The following is a 15,486-nucleotide window of genomic DNA, read 5'->3' as shown; positions in this document are numbered from 1 at the left end:
CCCTCGTCATGTCTGGAATGGCTGCTCTTTAGCACGCCGCCACATCATATGCTTGTTGTCGGCTCCTAAATTGGGCCGAACGGGCCGAATTTCAATCCAGGCGACCCGATTCGCCGGTTCCGGGGCTCTTTCGGGCGGTTTCGTCGCATTCGGGGTCCATATGGGGTCTCCGATTGCGAATCTATGCCGCCGGTAGCTGTTGCATTCCCTGTCCGCTTTTGGCATACGACAGCCGTTGCCGGCGCGTCACGCGACCGACACAGGATGCGGGTGTAGCTCAGTGGTAGAGCACGACCTTGCCAAGGTCGGGGTCGAGGGTTCGAGCCCCTTCGCCCGCTCCAATTTTTCCCAGAGCATCCAGCCAAACCGGGTCGGGCCGCGGTTTTCCGCGTCGCTGGCCGCTGTATTGTTGGGTGTCAAATGACAATCCTGATCACAGGCAGTGCCGGCCACCTCGGCGAAGCCATAGTCCGAACGCTCCGCGGGCGCGGATTGCCCGTGCGCGGGCTCGATCTGAAGCCCTCCCCCTTCACCGCCGCCGTCGGCTCGATCGTCGATCCCGCGTTCGTGCGCGAGCAAATGGATGGCGTCTCCGCCGTGATCCACACCGCGACGCTGCACAAGCCGCATGTGGCGACCCACTCCAAGCAGGACTTCGTCGACACCAATGTCACCGGCACGCTCAATCTGCTCGAGGCGGCCGCGGCGGCCTGTGTGAAGAGCTTCGTCTTCACCAGCACCACCAGCGCGTTCGGCTCGCAGCTCCGCCCCGAGGCGGGACAGGCCGCGGTGTGGGTCGCCGAGGATCTGCCGCCCGTCCCGAAGAACATCTACGGCACGACCAAGCTGATGGCCGAGAATCTCTGCGAGCTGTTCTTTCGCGAGCGCGCCCTGCCGGTCGTCGTCCTGCGGACCTCGCGCTTCTTTCCGGAGGACGACGATGATCCGGCGATGCGCTCGGCTTACGCGCTCGAGAACGCGCAGGCCAACGAGCTGCTCTATCGCCGGCTGGATATCGCGGACGCGGTGGGCGCGCATCTGCTGGCTATCGAGCGCGCGCCGAAGATCGGGTTCGCCCGCTACGTCGTCTCGGCGACGAGCCCGTTCGAGCCGCGCCACCTCGCGGCGCTTGCACGCGATGCGGCCGGTGTCGTGCGCGAGCTCTATCCGGAGTGCGCGCGGCTCTACGCGGCGCGCGGCTGGCGGCTCTTCCCGGAGATCGACCGCGTTTATGTCAACGCGCGGGCGCGGCGCGAGCTGGGCTGGCGGCCCGAATTCGACTTCGCGCATGTGCTGCACAGCCTGCGCGTCGGACAGGATTTTCGCAGCGCGCTGGCGCGCGAGATCGGATCCAAAGGCTATCATGACACGGTGTTCGACGACGGGCCCTACCCCGTCGCCTCGTAAGCGCCGCGTTTGCCATTTTGCTCGACAGCTCAAATGCCTGCCCGGCGTTACCGCGAGCAACGCCGCCTGGACCGTTCTACTGTGCATGGGGTTGTTTTCGCGCTTTTGCGTGTCCACCCTCGTGCCGTCTGAAAGGAATCCAGGCGCCTTCTCGATTCCGCGCTGCAGCGAGAGCGTCGTCGTCGCGGCGTTCGCCCCCTCATTGACATTCCGTCTCAATTTTTTCGGAGCGCGAACGCGGTGCAGGCGTCGCGCTTCTCACCGTTCGCAGATGTGCTAACCTTTTTGCGTCTGTCGTTCCGACGGACCCAAGACTTCGCCTCTCGACTGGCAAAATAAAATAACGCGCAGCCCTCACGGCTGCCTTAGGGGAGTGACGCGATGAAATTCCATCGATCCGTCTTTCAATCCGTTCTGGCGCTTGCAGCGGCTGCCCTTCTCGCAGGGACCAGCGCTGGCAATGCGCAACAGCAGGACAAGAACCGGGCGCTGAAGAAATACGAATCCGGCACCAAGGAGTTCTGGACACACCCGCCGGACGATTGGTTCCTTGGCGACGAGACCGAGGCTCAGAAGGGCCTCGCGCCGCCCTCGGGCCCGCCAACCGGCGCCTCCGACGCCGAGCTCGCCAATATCGTCAAGAAGATCAAGCTGCCGCCGGGCTTCAAGATCGAGGTCTACGCCTCGAGCGTGCTGGCCGCGCGGCAGATGGCCTGGGGTGACAAGGGCACGCTGTTCGTCGGCTCCTTCGGCCTCGGCAACGTCTATGCCATCAAGGACAACAACGGAAAGAAGGAGGTCAAGACCGTCCTCAAGGGCCTGAACATGCCCACCGGTCTCGCCTTCAAGGACGGCGCGCTCTACGTCATCGCCGTCGACAAGCTGATCCGCTACGACAACGCCGAAGCCAATCTCGACAATCTCGGGCAGGGCAAGGTCGTCTACGACGACATGCCGTCCTATGCCGCGCATGGCTGGAAGTACATCGCGGTCGACAAGGAAGGCTGGTTCTACATTCCGTTCGGACCGCCCTTCAACATCGGCATCCCGCCGACCAGCGTCTCGCAGATCCGGCGCGTCGATCCCAAGACCGGCAACGCCGAAATCTGGGCCCTCGGCGTTCGCAACTCGGTCGGCGGCGACGTCGATCCGCGCACCGGCAAGTACTGGTTCACCGAGAATGCCCGCGACTGGATCAGCGATGATCTCCCCTCAGACAAGCTGAACATGATCAACAGGATCGGCGAGCATTTCGGTTATCCCTATTGCCACCAGGGCAACCTGCCGGACGACAAGTTCGCGATGGGCCACAAGTGCTCCGAGTTCACGCCGCCCGTGCTGAATCTCGGCGCCCATGTCGCTCCGCTCGGCATGAAGTTCTACACCGGCGACCAGTTCCCCGCCGAGTACAAGAACAACATCTTGATCGCCGAGCACGGCTCCTGGAATCGGCACAAGTACCAGGGCGGCCGCATCGTTCGCGTGATCGTCGGGCCCGACGGCAAGAACCCCAAGCAGGAGGTGTTCGCCTCCGGCTGGATCGAGGGTGACCAGGGCTATCTCGGTCGTCCCGACGACATCATCCTCGCCAAGGATGGCTCGATCCTCGTCGCCGACGACTGGGCCGGGGCGATCTATCGCATCAGCTACAGCAAGAAGTAGCGCGCACGACACGAGGCTGCGGTGGCCGGCAGGCGCCGCGGCCTTTTGTTTGACGCGGCAGGCTCACAGCGGAACACGTTCGTCATGCCCGGACTTGATCCGGGCATCCATCAATCGAGAAGCCTTTCAAAATGGGATGGATTGCCGGGGCAAGCCCGGCAATGACAGTCGGAGAGATCATCCATGCGAGCAGTCTGGTTTGGAGTTCTGGCAGCCACCCTTCTGGTTGCGCCGGCCACGCGTGCCGCCGACGTCGCTGCCGGCAAGGCCAAGGCGCAGGTGTGCGCCGGCTGTCATGGCGAGAACGGCATCTCGCAGACCGAGAACATCCCTTCACTGGCCGGCCAGCCCGATCAATTCCTGCAATGGCAGCTCGTTTTCTTTCGCGCCGGCTCGCGCAAGAACGAGCAGATGCAACCGATCGTCGAGGAACTCACCAACGAGGACATCCGCAATCTCGGCGCCTATTTCTCGCAGCTGACGCCGCCGAAAGGCTCGGAGGACAAGGACCCTGACCTCTCGAAGAAGGGCGCGCAGGTTGCCGCCGGCCGCCGCTGCGCCTCATGCCATACGGATAGCTTTGCCGGCACCAAGGGAGTCGCACGGCTCGCCGATCAGCGCGAGGAATATCTGGTCAAGGCGCTGCACGACTACAAGGCTGGCCAGCGCGTCGGTGGCGGCGTCGCGGCGATGGCCGACGTCGCCTATCACATGAGCGATGAGGAGATCACGGCCGTCTCGCACTATCTCGCGCATTTGAAATAGCAGCGGAGCCGTTGCCACAAACTCCGCTGTCGTCCCGGGACGCGCGTAGCGCAGATCCGGGACCCATACCCACGGGAAGTCGTTTTGCGATGACTCGGAGTGGGAGCAGCGCAACAAACTGCTGCCTGTGATTGGGTCCCGGGCTCGCGCTACGCGTGTCCCAGGACGACAACCGAGCTTGTGGTCAGCTCGCGCGCTGCTTCTCATACGCCTTCAGATGCGTGTACGCGATGCGCAGCTTCGGCACCGGAACCTTGGCGGCATCGGCGCGCGCGATGAGATCGCCGATCACGTGATCGGCCTCGACCGGCAGGCCTGCCTTGATGTCGCGGAACATCGAGGCCGTCATCGGCGAGCCTTCGGTGGTGAGGTTGCCCTTCACCCGCTCGAAGAACGGCCCGCCCGGCGGATAGCCCGACGCGGTGGCGATCGCGCTGGTCTCATCGAGCATGCCGAGCAGGAAATCGCGGCCGCCCGGAGCCGCAAGGATGTCGCCGACCGAGGCGCGCATCAGGCTGGTGGACGCCGCGAGCGAGGACAGGAACACCCACTTCTCCCACATGTCCTGCATGATGTTCTGGCTGGCGGTGGCGCCAGTGATGCCGCTCTTGAAGGCCTCGTCGATCGCCTTCACCCGGTCCGACATCTTGCCGTCGCGCTCGCCGTAATTGATCGACTGCATCGGCTGGAGCTGCACCACCTCGCGCTTCTCGTTCAAGGTCGCGGCGATGGCGCAGAGGCCGCCGAGCACGAGTTCCTTGCCGAACCGGGCATCCAGCGTGTCGAGATGCTTCATGCCGTTGAGCATCGGAATGATCGCGGTGTTCGGTCCGACCGCCGCGGCAAACGACCTGATGGCATCTTCGAGGTCGAACGCCTTGCAGCTCAAGAGCACGACGTCGAACTTGTCCTTCAGCACGTCCGCCTGCACGGTCGGTGGATTTCTCAAGGTCACGTCGCCGTTCGGGCTCTTGATGACGAGGCCCGCGCTCGCGAGCTCGCTGGCGCGTCGTGGCCTGACGAGGAAGGTGACGTCGCGGCCGGCCTGCAACAGCCTGCCACCAAAATAGCCGCCGATGGCGCCGGCGCCGACCACGAGGATGCGCATGCGAGAGCTCCGTTATTGTTGTTCTTCGGACAAAAGCGAATGGCGAATAGCGAGTAGCAAATAGGATAGCACGAGATGAAATGCGAGTAACGTCTTCACTACTCGCCATTCGCCATCCACTACTCGCCCTTCTCTAGCACCATCTCCTCGACCTCGCGCAGCTGTTCCTTGCCGAAGAACATCTCGTTGCCGACGAAGAAGGTCGGCGAGCCGAAGGCGCCGCGGGCGACCGCCTCCTCGGTGTTCTTGATCAGCTTGCCCTTCACTTCGGGTTCCCCGGCGCGGGCGAACAGCTTTTGCGCGTCGAGCCCGGAGGACGCCAGCGCCTTGGCCGCGACGTCAGGATCGTCCATCTTCTTCGGCTCGCGCCACATGTGGTGGAAGGCGGCTTCGACATAGGGCTCGAACACGCCCTCGAGCTGCGCTGCGATCGCCATGCGCATGAGGTTGAGCGTGTTGACGGGAAAATGCGGATTCCAGGCATAGGGCTGGACCTTGAAGCGCTTGATGAAGCGCTCGGTCTCGACCTGCTGGAATTCGCGCTTGTTCTTGACGCCGGCGAGGGTCTCGGCCGGCGACTTGTTGTTGGTCGATTTGAAGATGCCGCCGAGCAGGATCGGGACGTACTCGAACTTGACGCCGATGCGCTGCTCGATCGCGGGAATCGCGAGATGGCTGAGATAGGCGTTCGGGCTGCCGAAATCGAACAGGAACTGCGGGGCGGTGCGGGTCAAACTCATTCTCCCTGAGGACGCTTTCACCCATTGTGGCGCAGCGTGCCCCGCAGGTCCACCGTTTAATGATGATCATAATACTTTGAGGTCAGACCAGACGCCGGATCGCCTGCTTGCGCCACACCAGGAGGTAATAGCCCATCTGCAAAACGAACATGGCGCAGAACACGATGGGATAGGCAGCCCAGACGCCCGCAAGGCCGACCGTGCGGCTCAGGATCAACGCGGCCGGCAGTTCGATCGCGACAATCGCGAAGATCGACAGCAACATCGGTGTGAACGCGACACCGGCCGCACGCATCGCGCCTGAAAACACCGTGGCGAGGCCGAACGGCACCGAGCTCCACAAGGCGATGTACAGCAGCCCTTTCGCCAGATCGAGGACGGCGCCATCGGTGATGAAGATACCAAGCACGGCGCGCGGGACGAGATAGATCAGCGTCACCAGCCCGCCGGTCAGGACGATGTTGAACGTGAGGCCGGTACGGACGATGCCATCGAGCGATGTCCTGTCACCGCTGCCGACAGCCTGCGCGCCGAGGATCGAGACCGCGATGGAAATCGACATCGCCGTGAACTGCGTATAGCCCATCACCTGGTTGACGGCGCCGTACGCGGCCGTGGCGTCGGACCCATAGCCGTTGACGAGGCCGAGCAGCACCAGCTCGGCGATCGCCATCACCACCATGCCGATCGCGCTCGGCAGTCCGATGCCGAGGACCTTTCCGAGCACGGTGCCGTTCAGCCGCAGGTGACGCAGCAGCGCCGCGTCCGGCGCGAGCGCGTGCTTCTTGCGCAGCAGATGGACGGCCAGCACGATCAGCGTGAGCGCGTTCGAGATCGCAGCCGCCCATGCCGGGCTGGTGATGCCAGTCGCCGGCCATCCGGACGCGCCGCGGATCAGCAATGGCGTCAGGACCAGGCCCATCGCAGTCGACATCGCCAGCGCCAACAATGGCGTGAGCGCGTCGCCGACGCCGCGGATCATCGCCGTCATCAGCAGGAAGACGAAGCCGAGCGGCATGGTCAGCAGCATGATCCTCGCATAGGCGCTGGCCGCATCGAGAATGTCCGCGGGCGTGGCGAGCGCCATCATCAATTGACGACTGAAGAGCCCGCCAATCAGTGCAACCGAAATCGACAGCAGCAAGCCGACTGCGAGTGTCGTACCCGCGATGATCTTGATTTGGCCGTGCTTGCCCGCGCCAAAGGCCTGGCCGATCAGCACGGTGGCGCCGGTGCTCAGTCCCATGACGAAGGCGAACAGGAAGAACATTACCGGGAAGAAGACCGAGACTGCGGCGAGCGCGTCGACGCCGATCATCTGGCCGAGATAGACATTGCTGACGGTGCCGAACAACGATTGCAGGGCGTTGCTCAGCATCAAGGGCGCGAGGAAGCGCAGGAATGTGGTCCAGAGCGGTTTTGGAGCGGACATGGATCGGCCTTTCATCAGGGCGTGCGAAGCCGTTGCCGCGCAATGCGCGGCTCGGCCGTCGATGGGGTTATGAAGAGCGGCCGCGCGGTTTACGCGCGGTCGCTGTAGGCGAGCTTGACGATGTGGTCGCGGATGTCAGTCGGCCAATCGGCGATCAGTCCGGTGAAGCGCCGCCGATCATCCGCGAACAGTGCGCGCGAGGCCTCCTCGAACTGCGGCAGGTTGCCGGCCATGGTCGACATGAAGTGATAGGCCGCATCGCGCGCCTGCTGCGCGCGGTGCTTGTCGCCGCTGACGCGCCTGGCCTCGTCGACCAGCTTGCGCAGTGCGACCGAGGCGCCGCCGGCCTGTGCGTTGAGCCACTCCCAGTGCCGCGGCAGCAGCGTCACCTCGCGCGCGACCACGCCGAGCTTCGGCCGGCCGCGGCCGCGCGGCTCTGCGGGTGCCTCGACCGTCTCGGCCGGCGGCGTGAGCTTCGCCAGCCGCGCCAGCACCTCATGATCGTTGCCGCGCAGGTCGAAATCGACCGACCGGCCCGTCCCGTCGTCGAAGATGATGATCGGCTGGTCCAGCGGCTGCGTCTCGCGCTTGACGGCAAGCGCGACTTCGCCCGCCGTCCCTGAGGCCAGCCGGCGCTGGCCGGCGAAGGCTGTGTAGGTCCCTTGCATTGGAATCATTGCCATATTGACCGTGGTGGCAGCTTAATATCCGGGTAAATTATCGACGTCAATATACCCGGGTGAAAATATCCGCACCGGCGCCTCGACAATGTGTTCCCGGGCTGGCACGAACGGCGCAGCCGACCGACACGCCCAGCGCCAAGGACCTCAAAATGCTGACCGTTCACCACCTCAACAATTCCCGTTCGCAGCGCGTGCTGTGGCTGCTCGAGGAGTTGGGCGTTCCCTACGAGATCGTGCGCTATCAACGCCAGCCGGATATGCGCGCGCCGAAGGAACTGCGGGCCATCCATCCGCTCGGCAAGTCGCCTGTCATCACCGACAACGGCAACACCATCGCCGAGTCAGGCGCGATCGTCGAATATCTCATCGCAACCCACGGCGATGGCCGGCTGATCCCGCCGTCGAACACGCCGGAGCGGCTGCGGTACACCTATTGGCTGCACTATGCGGAAGGATCCGCGATGCAGCCGCTGCTGCTCAAACTGCTTTTCACGCTGATGCCGAAGCGCGCGCCCGCCCTGCTGCGCCCGCTGGTGCGCAAGGTCTGCAACCAGGCGCTGACCGCGCTGGTCAATCCGCAGCTGAAGCAACACATGGACTATTGGGAAGGCGAGCTTGCCAAGAGCGAGTGGTTCGCCGGCAGCGAGTTCACCGCGGCCGACATCCAGATGAGCTTTCCGCTGGAAGCGGCCCAAGCGCGCGGTGGGCTCGAGCAGGGCCATCCCAAGGCGATGGCGTTCCTGGAGCGTATCCACGCCCGGCCGGCGTATGCGCGCGCGCTGGAAAGGGGCGGCCCGTATCAGGTGGGGCGGTAGGCCTGTCTCCCGTCATTCCGGGGCGGTGCGTAGCACCGGACCCGGAATCTCGAGATCCCGGGGTCACGCTTCGCGTGCCCCGGGATGACAGGTCAGTCCGCGTGCAGCACGCGCCCGCGTGTCTCCGGCAGCGCGAAGGCGGCGATGAAGAACACCGCGTAAGCCACCACCGCGAAGATCGCGATTGCATTGGCGAGCGATGTCGTCGCCGACAGCGCGCCGACGAGGAATGGAAACAGCGCGCCGATGCCGCGGCCGAAATTGTAGCAGAAGCCCTGGCCCGAGCCGCGCAACCGCGTCGGATAGAGTTCGGTCAGGAACGCGCCAAGCCCGGAGAAATAGCCCGAGGCGAAGAAGCCGAGCGGGAAACCGAGTATCCAGAGGATCTCGTTGGTCAGCGGCAGCTGTGTGTAGAGAAGCACCACCGCCATGGCTCCGAGCGAGAAGATCAGGAACAGGTTGCGCCGCCCGATCCGGTCGGCGAGCCACGCGCCCACGAGATAGCCGATGAAGGAGCCGATGATCAGCGTCGCGAGATAACCGGTCGATCCGACGATCGACAGGTGCCGCTCCTTGGTCAGGAATTGCGGCACCCAGAAGGTGACGGCGTAGTAGCCGCCCTGGCAGCCCGTCGCCATCAGCGACGCAAGCACCGTGGTCTTCACGATCGGGAAGGTGAAGATCTCCCAGAGTTTCGGATGACTGCCCGTTTCCGCCCGCCTGGCGCGGGCCTCGGCCGCGATCTCTGGCTCGGTGACAGAGCGGCGGATGTAGAACACCAGAAGTGCCGGCAGCGCTCCAATCACGAACATCCAGCGCCACGCCGTCTCCGCCGGCAAGACCGAGAACAGGATCGCCTGCGACAGCACGGCCAGGCCCCAGCCGACCGCCCAGCCCGACTGGACCGAGCCAACCGCGCGCCCGCGATATTGCGGCCGGATCGCCTCGCCCATCAGCACGGCGCCCGCCGCCCATTCGCCGCCGAAGCCGAGACCGAGCACGGCACGTGCGATCAGAAGCTGATCGAAATTCTGCACGACGGCGCAGACCAGAGAGAAGAACGAGAACCAGATGATGGTGATCTGGAGCGTCCTGACACGCCCGATATGGTCGGAGAGATAGCCGCCGAGCCAGCCGCCGATGGCGGAGGCGAGCAGCGTCACCGTGCCGGCAAGGCCGGCCGAGGCCGCATCGACCTTCCACAGGGCGATGATGGTGCCGATCACCAGCGGATAGATCATGAAGTCCATGCCGTCGAGCGCCCAGCCCGCAGCGCAGGCCCAGAACGTCCGCCGCTCGGACGTGTTCATGTCGCGATAGAAGGCGAGCAGGCTGGTGTCATCGATCTCGGCGCGTTCGATGCGCTGGTTCGGATCGGCGGTGGTCATGTGTGTTTTCCCGGCAATTGCTTTGGCGGGGCGGTGGTAGCACGCACGCCGGCCCGAGCAAGCCGGCGCGCGCTGCCGTGCCATGCAGGGAGAGCGGGCTACTGCCCCGCCGCTTCCGCGCCGCGCGTCCGCGGATCGGCCGCGCCAAGCAATCGGTTCGGCGTCACGAGAATCGAATTCGCCGATGTCTGCCCCATCGGCTCGACGACGAGGTGGCCCATGGCCTTCAGCGCGAGCAGCACGTCGTCGGGAAAGCCGCGCTCGACGCGCACCTCATCCGGTAGCCATTGGTGATGCAGCCGCGGCGCTGCGACGGCGGCCGCGACATCCATCTTGTAGTCGAGGACGTTCACGATCACCTGGAGCACGGTCGAGATGATGCGGCTGCCGCCAGGGGAACCCGTCACCAGCACCGGCTTGCCGTTCCTCAGCACGATGGTCGGCGACATCGATGAGAGCGGCCGTTTGCCGGGACCGGGCAGATTTGCCTCGAAGCCTACGAGGCCATAGGCATTGGATGCGCCGACCGCGGCGGTGAAATCGTCGAGTTCGTTGTTGAGCAGCACGCCGGTGCCGTCGGCGACGAGGCCGACGCCATAGCTGAAGTTCAGCGTATAAGTGTTGCTGACGGCGTTGCCACGGGCATCGACGACGGAGAAATGCGTCGTGTTGCTGCCCTCACGCGGCGCGGCAGAAGCGGACACGAGCTCCTGCGACGGCGTGGCGCGTTCGGTAGAAATACCCGCGCGCAGCTTGGCGGCGTAGTCCTTCGCGATGAGCGTCTCGATCGGTGCGTTGACGAAGGCGGGATCGCCGAGATAGCGCGCGCGATCGGCATAGGCGCGCTTCATGGCCTCGATCAGCAGATGCAGCGACGCCGGCGATCCCTGCTTCAAATCGGCCAGCTGAAAGCCCTCGAGGATGTTGAGCGTCTCCACCAGCACCACGCCGCCGGACGAAGGCAGCGGCATCGACACGATGTCGTAGCCGCGATAGGTGCCGCGCACCGGCGCGCGGATGACCGGCTGATAGGCCTTGAGGTCGGCCGGCGCCATGATCCCGCCGGCGTCGGTCACGGCCCTGGCGAGTTTCTCCGCGACCGGCCCCTCGTAGAAGCCGCGCGGCCCCAGCGCGGCGACGGCCGAAAGCGTTTCGGCGAGATCGCCCTGCACCAGCCGGTCGCCTTCGCCCAGCGGCGTGCCATCAGGCCGCGAGAAGATCCTGGCCGAGGAAGGCCAGCGTGCCAGCCGCCGGTGCCAACTCGGCAGCGTATCGGCAATGTCGTCGCTGACGATGAAGCCGTCACGTGCGAGCGCGATGGCGGGCGCGAGGAGTTGCGCCAGCGTGAACTGGCCGGAGCCGTATTTGTCCAATGCCATCGCGAGGCCCGCCACCGTGCCGGGAACGCCGACGCCGAGTGCGGAATCCCGTGACTTCGTCGTGTCAGGCTTGCCATCTGCGCCGAGGAAGATCTGCGGCGTCGTCGCGGCCGGCGCGGTCTCGCGATAGTCGATCGTGATGTCTTCGTTACGATCGGCGGAATGGATCACCATGAAGCCGCCGCCGCCGATATTGCCGGCGCGCGGGTAGGTCACCGCCATCGCAAAGCCGGTCGCGACCGCAGCGTCGACCGCATTGCCGCCGCGCCGCAGGATGTCGGCGCCGATCTGCGCGGACAACTTCTCCTGCGCCACCACCATGCCGTGCTCGGCGGCGACGGCGCGCACCGTGTCGCGCGCGGGCGGCACATAGCCCCTCCGCGCATCCTGAGCGGTCGCGGGAGCGAGACTGAACGCCAGGGTGGCTATGAAGGCGAAGAATGTCCGCCGTGTCGAATGTGATGACATTTATCAAAACTTCCGCCGCGGCCTCGGGCCGGTTCACACGCCTCGCTGCAATGCTATACGGTTTGCTCCAGGAGAGACAAAACTGTTCGTGATGAGGACTGCGTGATGACGACGATCGCCCCTGATGCGCGCATGGCCGGCGCGCCGCGGACCTATCCGCCGCGTGCCGCCGTCGTCAGCTGGATCTTCTTCGACTGGGCCGCGCAGCCCTATTTCACGCTGATCACGACCTTCGTGTTCGCGCCCTATTTCGCCACCAGCGTCGCGCCAAATCCCGCCACCGGCCAGTCGCTGTGGGGCTTTGCAATGGCCGCCGCGGGCCTTGCGATCGCCTTGCTGTCGCCGGTGCTGGGGGCCATCGCGGATGCATCGGGCCGCAGGAAACCATGGATCGCGGGATTCGGCGCGGTGCTGGTGCTGGCATCCTGCACGCTGTGGATCGGCAAACCCGGCGATTACGCCATCATTCCCTCGCTGCTCACCGCGGTCGCGCTTGCCAGCGTCGGTGCAGAGTTCGCCACCGTCTTCAACAACGCGATGATGCCGACCCTGGTGCCGCCGGAGCGCATCGGCCGGCTCTCCGGCACCGGCTGGGCGACCGGCTACGTCGGTGGCATCGTCAGCCTGATCATCGTTCTCGGCTTCCTCGCCGCAAATCCCGAGACCGGTCGCACGCTGCTGGGCTTCACGCCGCTGTTCGGGCTCGACCCCGCCACTCACCAGGGCGACCGCGCCGCGGGACCACTGACCGGGCTGTGGTTCATCATCTTCGTGACGCCGATGTTCCTGTTCACGCCGGATTATCCGGCGAAGCGTCCGCTGCGCGAAGCGCTGCGCGAAGGTCTGTCCGAGCTGAAGCAATCGATCAAAGGCCTGCCCAAGCGGAAATCGCTCGCGGCATTCCTGCTCGCCAACATGATCTACACCGATGGTCTGGTGTCGCTGTTCGCGTTTGGCGGCATCTATGCGGCCGGTACCTTCGGCTGGCACACGATCCAGATCGGCACCTTCGGCATCATGCTCGCGATTGCCGGCGCGTTCGGCGCATGGTTCGGCGGCAAGCTCGACGATCGTCTCGGGCCGAAGCGCGTCATCGGCGGCACTCTGCTGGTCCTGCTGCTGGCCGTGGCCGCGATCCTTATGGTCGACAAGGATAGCGTCCTGTTCGTCAAGGTCGCGCCGCCGCAAGCAGGTGCTCCCCTGTTCTCGAGCGCGGCCGAGCGCGCCTATCTCGTGCTGGGCTGCCTGATCGGTGCTGCCGGCGGCCCGCTGCAGGCCGCCTCACGCACGCTATTGATCCGCCTCGCGCCGAAGGATCGCATCGCGCAGTATTTCGGCCTGTTTGCATTGACCGGGAAGGTGACGTCCTTCATCGGACCGCTCTTGATCGGCATGATCACGGCGGTGACTGCAAGCCAGAAGGCCGGTATGGCCGTGCTGGTCGTGTTCTTCGTTGCGGGGCTGGGACTGTTGATGCGGGTGAAGGATTAGCCCGCATCACGCGATTTCACTTTCGTCATTGCGAGGAGCGAAGCGACGAAGCAATCCAGACTTCCTGTGCGGAAAGATTCTGGATTGCTTCGCTGCGCTCGCAATGACGAGGTCGATAGGATCGTCGTAGCTCTTGCAGCCCGCTCCGCAGATCGTGTCAATGCCGGAAATGCCGCGTTCCCGTGAACACCATGGCGATGCCATGCTCGTCGGCGGCCTTGATCACCTCGTCGTCGCGCATGGAGCCTCCGGGCTGCACCACGGCGGTGGCGCCGGCCTCGATGCAGGCGAGCATGCCATCGGCGAACGGGAAGAATGCATCCGACGCCACGACCGAGCCCTTGGTCAGCGGCTCGGCGAGCTTCAGCTCGGCGGCGGCATCCTGCGCCTTGCGCGCTGCGATGCGCGCTGAATCCACACGGCTCATCTGGCCTGCGCCGATGCCGACGGTGGCGAGATCCTTGGCGTAGATGATGGTGTTGGACTTGACGTGTTTTGCCACCCGGAACGCGAACTTCAGGTCGCGCATTTCCGCATCGGTCGGTGCGCGCCTGGTCACGACCTTGAACGTCATGTCGTCGACCACGGCGTTGTCGCGGCTCTGCACGAGGAGGCCGCCGGCCACCGTCTTGGCGGTCAAGCCCGGGGCGCGCGGATCGGGCAGGCTGCCGGCGAGCAGCAGGCGCAGGTTCTTCTTGCCGCCGATGATGGCGATCGCCTCCTCGGTCGCGTCGGGTGCGATGATCACCTCGGTGAAGATCTTGGTGATCTCGCGCGCGGTGTCGGCGTCGAGCGCGCGGTTCATCGCGATGATGCCGCCGAAGGCGGAGGTCGAATCGCAGGCCAGCGCCTTGCGGTAGGCGTCGACGAGGTTAGAGCCTTCGGCGACGCCGCAGGGATTGGCATGCTTGACGATGACGCAGGCCGCGGTGCGCCTGGTGTCGAACTCGCCGATGCACTCATAGGCGGCGTCGGTGTCGTTGATGTTGTTGTAGGAGAGCTCCTTGCCCTGGAGCTGCCGTGCGCTGGAGACGCCCGGTCGCTTGTCGGGCGTCGCGTAGAACGCCGCGGTCTGATGCGGGTTCTCGCCATAGCGCAGCGACTGGATCAGCCGGCCGCCGAAGGCGCGGAAGTCGGGCGCGTCGATCTCGAGCTGGCGGTTGAACCAGTTCGAGATCGCGGCATCATACGCCGCGGTGCGCGCATAGGCCTTCGCGGCCAGGCGCCGGCGCAGCTTCAGCGTGGTCGCGCCCTTGTTGGCGGCGAGCTCGTCGAGCACGGCCTGATAGTCCTGCGCCTCGACCACGACGGCGACATCGTCATGGTTCTTTGCGGCCGCGCGGATCATCGCGGGGCCGCCGATGTCGATGTTCTCGATGCAGTCTTCGAAGCCGGCGCCTTTGTCGACGGTCGCCTCGAACGGATAGAGATTGACGACGAGGAGATCGATCGGCGCGATGCCATGCGCCTTCATCGCCTCCGCGTGTTCCTTGCTGTCCCGGATCGCAAGCAGGCCGCCATGCACCTTCGGATGCAGCGTCTTGACGCGGCCGTCCATCATCTCGGGGAAGCCGGTGAGGTCGGAGACGTCCTTCACCTTGAGGCCGGCCGCGGCAATGGTCTTGGCGGTGCCGCCGGTCGAGATCAGCTCGACATCGTGCGCGGCCAGCGCCTTGGCGAATTCGATCAGGCCGGTCTTGTCGGAGACGGAAATGAGAGCGCGGGTGACGCGGCGGGGGTAGTCGGTCATGAGCAAGATCCTCTGTTCAGGGAGTGTCTATGCCCAGGCGCGCGGCGGATATGTCCCGCGCTTCCCGATGGTGCTCCATCCAAGGTCGCCAGTCGCGCGAGCGAGGGCTCGATAGCAGCTTTCGGCCGCTTTCACAACGATGAGATAGGGCCGGATCGCGCCTGTTTACAGCGGAAGTTCCGGCTCGCGGCGAGCGTTGCGGCGGGCATTGGTGACGGCCGGTGAAGCCGTGGAGCGGACAAAGCTCCAGCGGATCGAGGGCGCCTGCCGCGCGTCCTGGCGGATCACGATCTGCGCGGTGCGGCGTGGCCCGTCATTGCCGGCCAGGAACACGCTGTCCTCGAGGTCGACCTTGTCGTCGAGCGCCTCGAAGGTCCAGACGTCGCGGTTCGGCAGCA

Annotated in this window: 13 protein-coding genes, 1 tRNA gene and 1 riboswitch; of the genes, 6 read left to right on the top strand and 8 right to left on the bottom strand. The window is 65.1% G+C overall.

Features of this window, described 5'->3' with window-relative positions; genetic code table 11:
* Positions 1–266 precede the first annotated feature (266 nt).
* The 4 genes from IC50_RS09035 to IC50_RS09020 all read left to right on the top strand — a co-directional run bounded on the left by IC50_RS09035 (position 267) and on the right by IC50_RS09020 (position 3,834).
* A tRNA-Gly gene (locus IC50_RS09035) sits at positions 267–341 on the top strand.
* A gap of 79 nt (positions 342–420) precedes the next feature.
* On the top strand, positions 421–1,407 hold the full coding sequence (locus IC50_RS09030) for an NAD-dependent epimerase/dehydratase family protein (RefSeq protein WP_035703181.1): 987 nt from the start codon (positions 421–423) through the stop codon (positions 1,405–1,407).
* A gap of 381 nt (positions 1,408–1,788) precedes the next feature.
* Positions 1,789–3,069, top strand: coding sequence for a PQQ-dependent sugar dehydrogenase (locus IC50_RS09025; RefSeq protein WP_035703178.1), 1,281 nt, complete (start codon positions 1,789–1,791; stop codon positions 3,067–3,069).
* A 183-nt stretch (positions 3,070–3,252) separates the two neighbouring features.
* Complete coding sequence (locus IC50_RS09020; protein WP_035703177.1) at positions 3,253–3,834, top strand: c-type cytochrome; 582 nt, start codon at positions 3,253–3,255, stop codon at positions 3,832–3,834.
* A 184-nt stretch (positions 3,835–4,018) separates the two neighbouring features.
* Here the strand turns inward: IC50_RS09020 and panE are convergent, their stop codons facing one another.
* The 4 genes from panE to IC50_RS09000 form a co-directional block, all read right to left on the bottom strand.
* The gene (gene panE / locus IC50_RS09015; RefSeq protein ID WP_035703175.1) at positions 4,019–4,942 is read right to left on the bottom strand and encodes a 2-dehydropantoate 2-reductase; all 924 of its coding nucleotides are present in this window, start codon (positions 4,940–4,942) and stop codon (positions 4,019–4,021) included.
* Between the two features lie 119 nt (positions 4,943–5,061).
* Positions 5,062–5,682 carry a 2-hydroxychromene-2-carboxylate isomerase gene (locus IC50_RS09010; protein WP_035703173.1) on the bottom strand — a complete coding sequence of 207 codons (621 nt, stop codon included), beginning with the start codon at positions 5,680–5,682 and terminating at the stop codon, positions 5,062–5,064.
* 82 nt (positions 5,683–5,764) lie between these two features.
* Entirely contained in the window at positions 5,765–7,114 is a 1,350-nt protein-coding gene (locus tag IC50_RS09005; RefSeq protein WP_193374105.1) for an MATE family efflux transporter, read from the bottom strand.
* An 89-nt stretch (positions 7,115–7,203) separates the two neighbouring features.
* Positions 7,204–7,782: a DUF2239 family protein gene (locus tag IC50_RS09000; RefSeq protein WP_035703169.1), complete on the bottom strand. Its 579-nt coding sequence runs from the start codon at positions 7,780–7,782 to the stop codon at positions 7,204–7,206.
* Between the two features lie 164 nt (positions 7,783–7,946).
* Here IC50_RS09000 and IC50_RS08995 point away from each other — a divergent pair, with 164 nt between their 5' ends.
* Positions 7,947–8,612: a glutathione S-transferase family protein gene (locus tag IC50_RS08995; protein ID WP_035703167.1), complete on the top strand. Its 666-nt coding sequence runs from the start codon at positions 7,947–7,949 to the stop codon at positions 8,610–8,612.
* A 92-nt stretch (positions 8,613–8,704) separates the two neighbouring features.
* Here IC50_RS08995 and IC50_RS08990 read toward each other — a convergent pair whose 3' ends face one another.
* Both IC50_RS08990 and ggt read right to left on the bottom strand, forming a co-directional pair.
* Positions 8,705–10,000, bottom strand: a complete 1,296-nt coding sequence (locus IC50_RS08990) for an MFS transporter (protein WP_035703165.1) — start codon at positions 9,998–10,000, stop codon at positions 8,705–8,707.
* Positions 10,001–10,098: 98 nt separating this feature from the next.
* Positions 10,099–11,847 carry a gamma-glutamyltransferase gene (ggt, locus tag IC50_RS08985; protein ID WP_035703162.1) on the bottom strand — a complete coding sequence of 583 codons (1,749 nt, stop codon included), beginning with the start codon at positions 11,845–11,847 and terminating at the stop codon, positions 10,099–10,101.
* A gap of 105 nt (positions 11,848–11,952) precedes the next feature.
* Between ggt and IC50_RS08980 the strand changes: the two genes are divergently transcribed.
* Positions 11,953–13,338 carry an MFS transporter gene (locus IC50_RS08980; protein WP_035703160.1) on the top strand — a complete coding sequence of 462 codons (1,386 nt, stop codon included), beginning with the start codon at positions 11,953–11,955 and terminating at the stop codon, positions 13,336–13,338.
* 157 nt (positions 13,339–13,495) lie between these two features.
* On the opposite strand, the gene purH is transcribed toward IC50_RS08980, so the two are convergent.
* Positions 13,496–15,088 (bottom strand): bifunctional phosphoribosylaminoimidazolecarboxamide formyltransferase/IMP cyclohydrolase, encoded by a 1,593-nt coding sequence (gene purH / locus IC50_RS08975; RefSeq protein ID WP_035703158.1) that lies wholly within the window; start codon positions 15,086–15,088, stop codon positions 13,496–13,498.
* A gap of 24 nt (positions 15,089–15,112) precedes the next feature.
* Positions 15,113–15,194: riboswitch (ZMP/ZTP riboswitch) on the bottom strand.
* Between the two features lie 59 nt (positions 15,195–15,253).
* A partial coding sequence (locus tag IC50_RS08970; protein WP_035703156.1) for a heparinase II/III domain-containing protein occupies positions 15,254–15,486 on the bottom strand: 233 nt, incomplete at its 5' end.

This window comes from Bradyrhizobium genomosp. I (2014) (assembly GCF_000261685.1).
In the GTDB taxonomy this organism is placed as follows: Bacteria; Pseudomonadota; Alphaproteobacteria; order Rhizobiales; family Xanthobacteraceae; genus Bradyrhizobium.
The sequence above is the reverse complement of the archived record's forward strand: the minus strand, read 5'-3'. Positions and strand labels throughout refer to the sequence as shown.

Bases quoted from the DNA above. Each gene is read 5' to 3' on its own strand.
- IC50_RS08995 (WP_035703167.1), top strand. From the start codon at position 7,947: ATGCTGACCGTTCACCACCTCAACAATTCCCGTTCGCAGCGCGTGCTG.
- purH (WP_035703158.1), bottom strand. From the start codon at position 15,088: ATGACCGACTACCCCCGCCGCGTCACCCGCGCTCTCATTTCCGTCTCC.
- IC50_RS09005 (WP_193374105.1), bottom strand. From the start codon at position 7,114: ATGTCCGCTCCAAAACCGCTCTGGACCACATTCCTGCGCTTCCTCGCG.
- IC50_RS08990 (WP_035703165.1), bottom strand. From the start codon at position 10,000: ATGACCACCGCCGATCCGAACCAGCGCATCGAACGCGCCGAGATCGAT.
- IC50_RS08980 (WP_035703160.1), top strand. From the start codon at position 11,953: ATGACGACGATCGCCCCTGATGCGCGCATGGCCGGCGCGCCGCGGACC.
- ggt (WP_035703162.1), bottom strand. From the start codon at position 11,847: ATGTCATCACATTCGACACGGCGGACATTCTTCGCCTTCATAGCCACC.
- IC50_RS09025 (WP_035703178.1), top strand. From the start codon at position 1,789: ATGAAATTCCATCGATCCGTCTTTCAATCCGTTCTGGCGCTTGCAGCG.
- IC50_RS09010 (WP_035703173.1), bottom strand. From the start codon at position 5,682: ATGAGTTTGACCCGCACCGCCCCGCAGTTCCTGTTCGATTTCGGCAGC.
- IC50_RS09000 (WP_035703169.1), bottom strand. From the start codon at position 7,782: ATGCAAGGGACCTACACAGCCTTCGCCGGCCAGCGCCGGCTGGCCTCA.
- panE (WP_035703175.1), bottom strand. From the start codon at position 4,942: ATGCGCATCCTCGTGGTCGGCGCCGGCGCCATCGGCGGCTATTTTGGT.
- IC50_RS09030 (WP_035703181.1), top strand. From the start codon at position 421: ATGACAATCCTGATCACAGGCAGTGCCGGCCACCTCGGCGAAGCCATA.
- IC50_RS09020 (WP_035703177.1), top strand. From the start codon at position 3,253: ATGCGAGCAGTCTGGTTTGGAGTTCTGGCAGCCACCCTTCTGGTTGCG.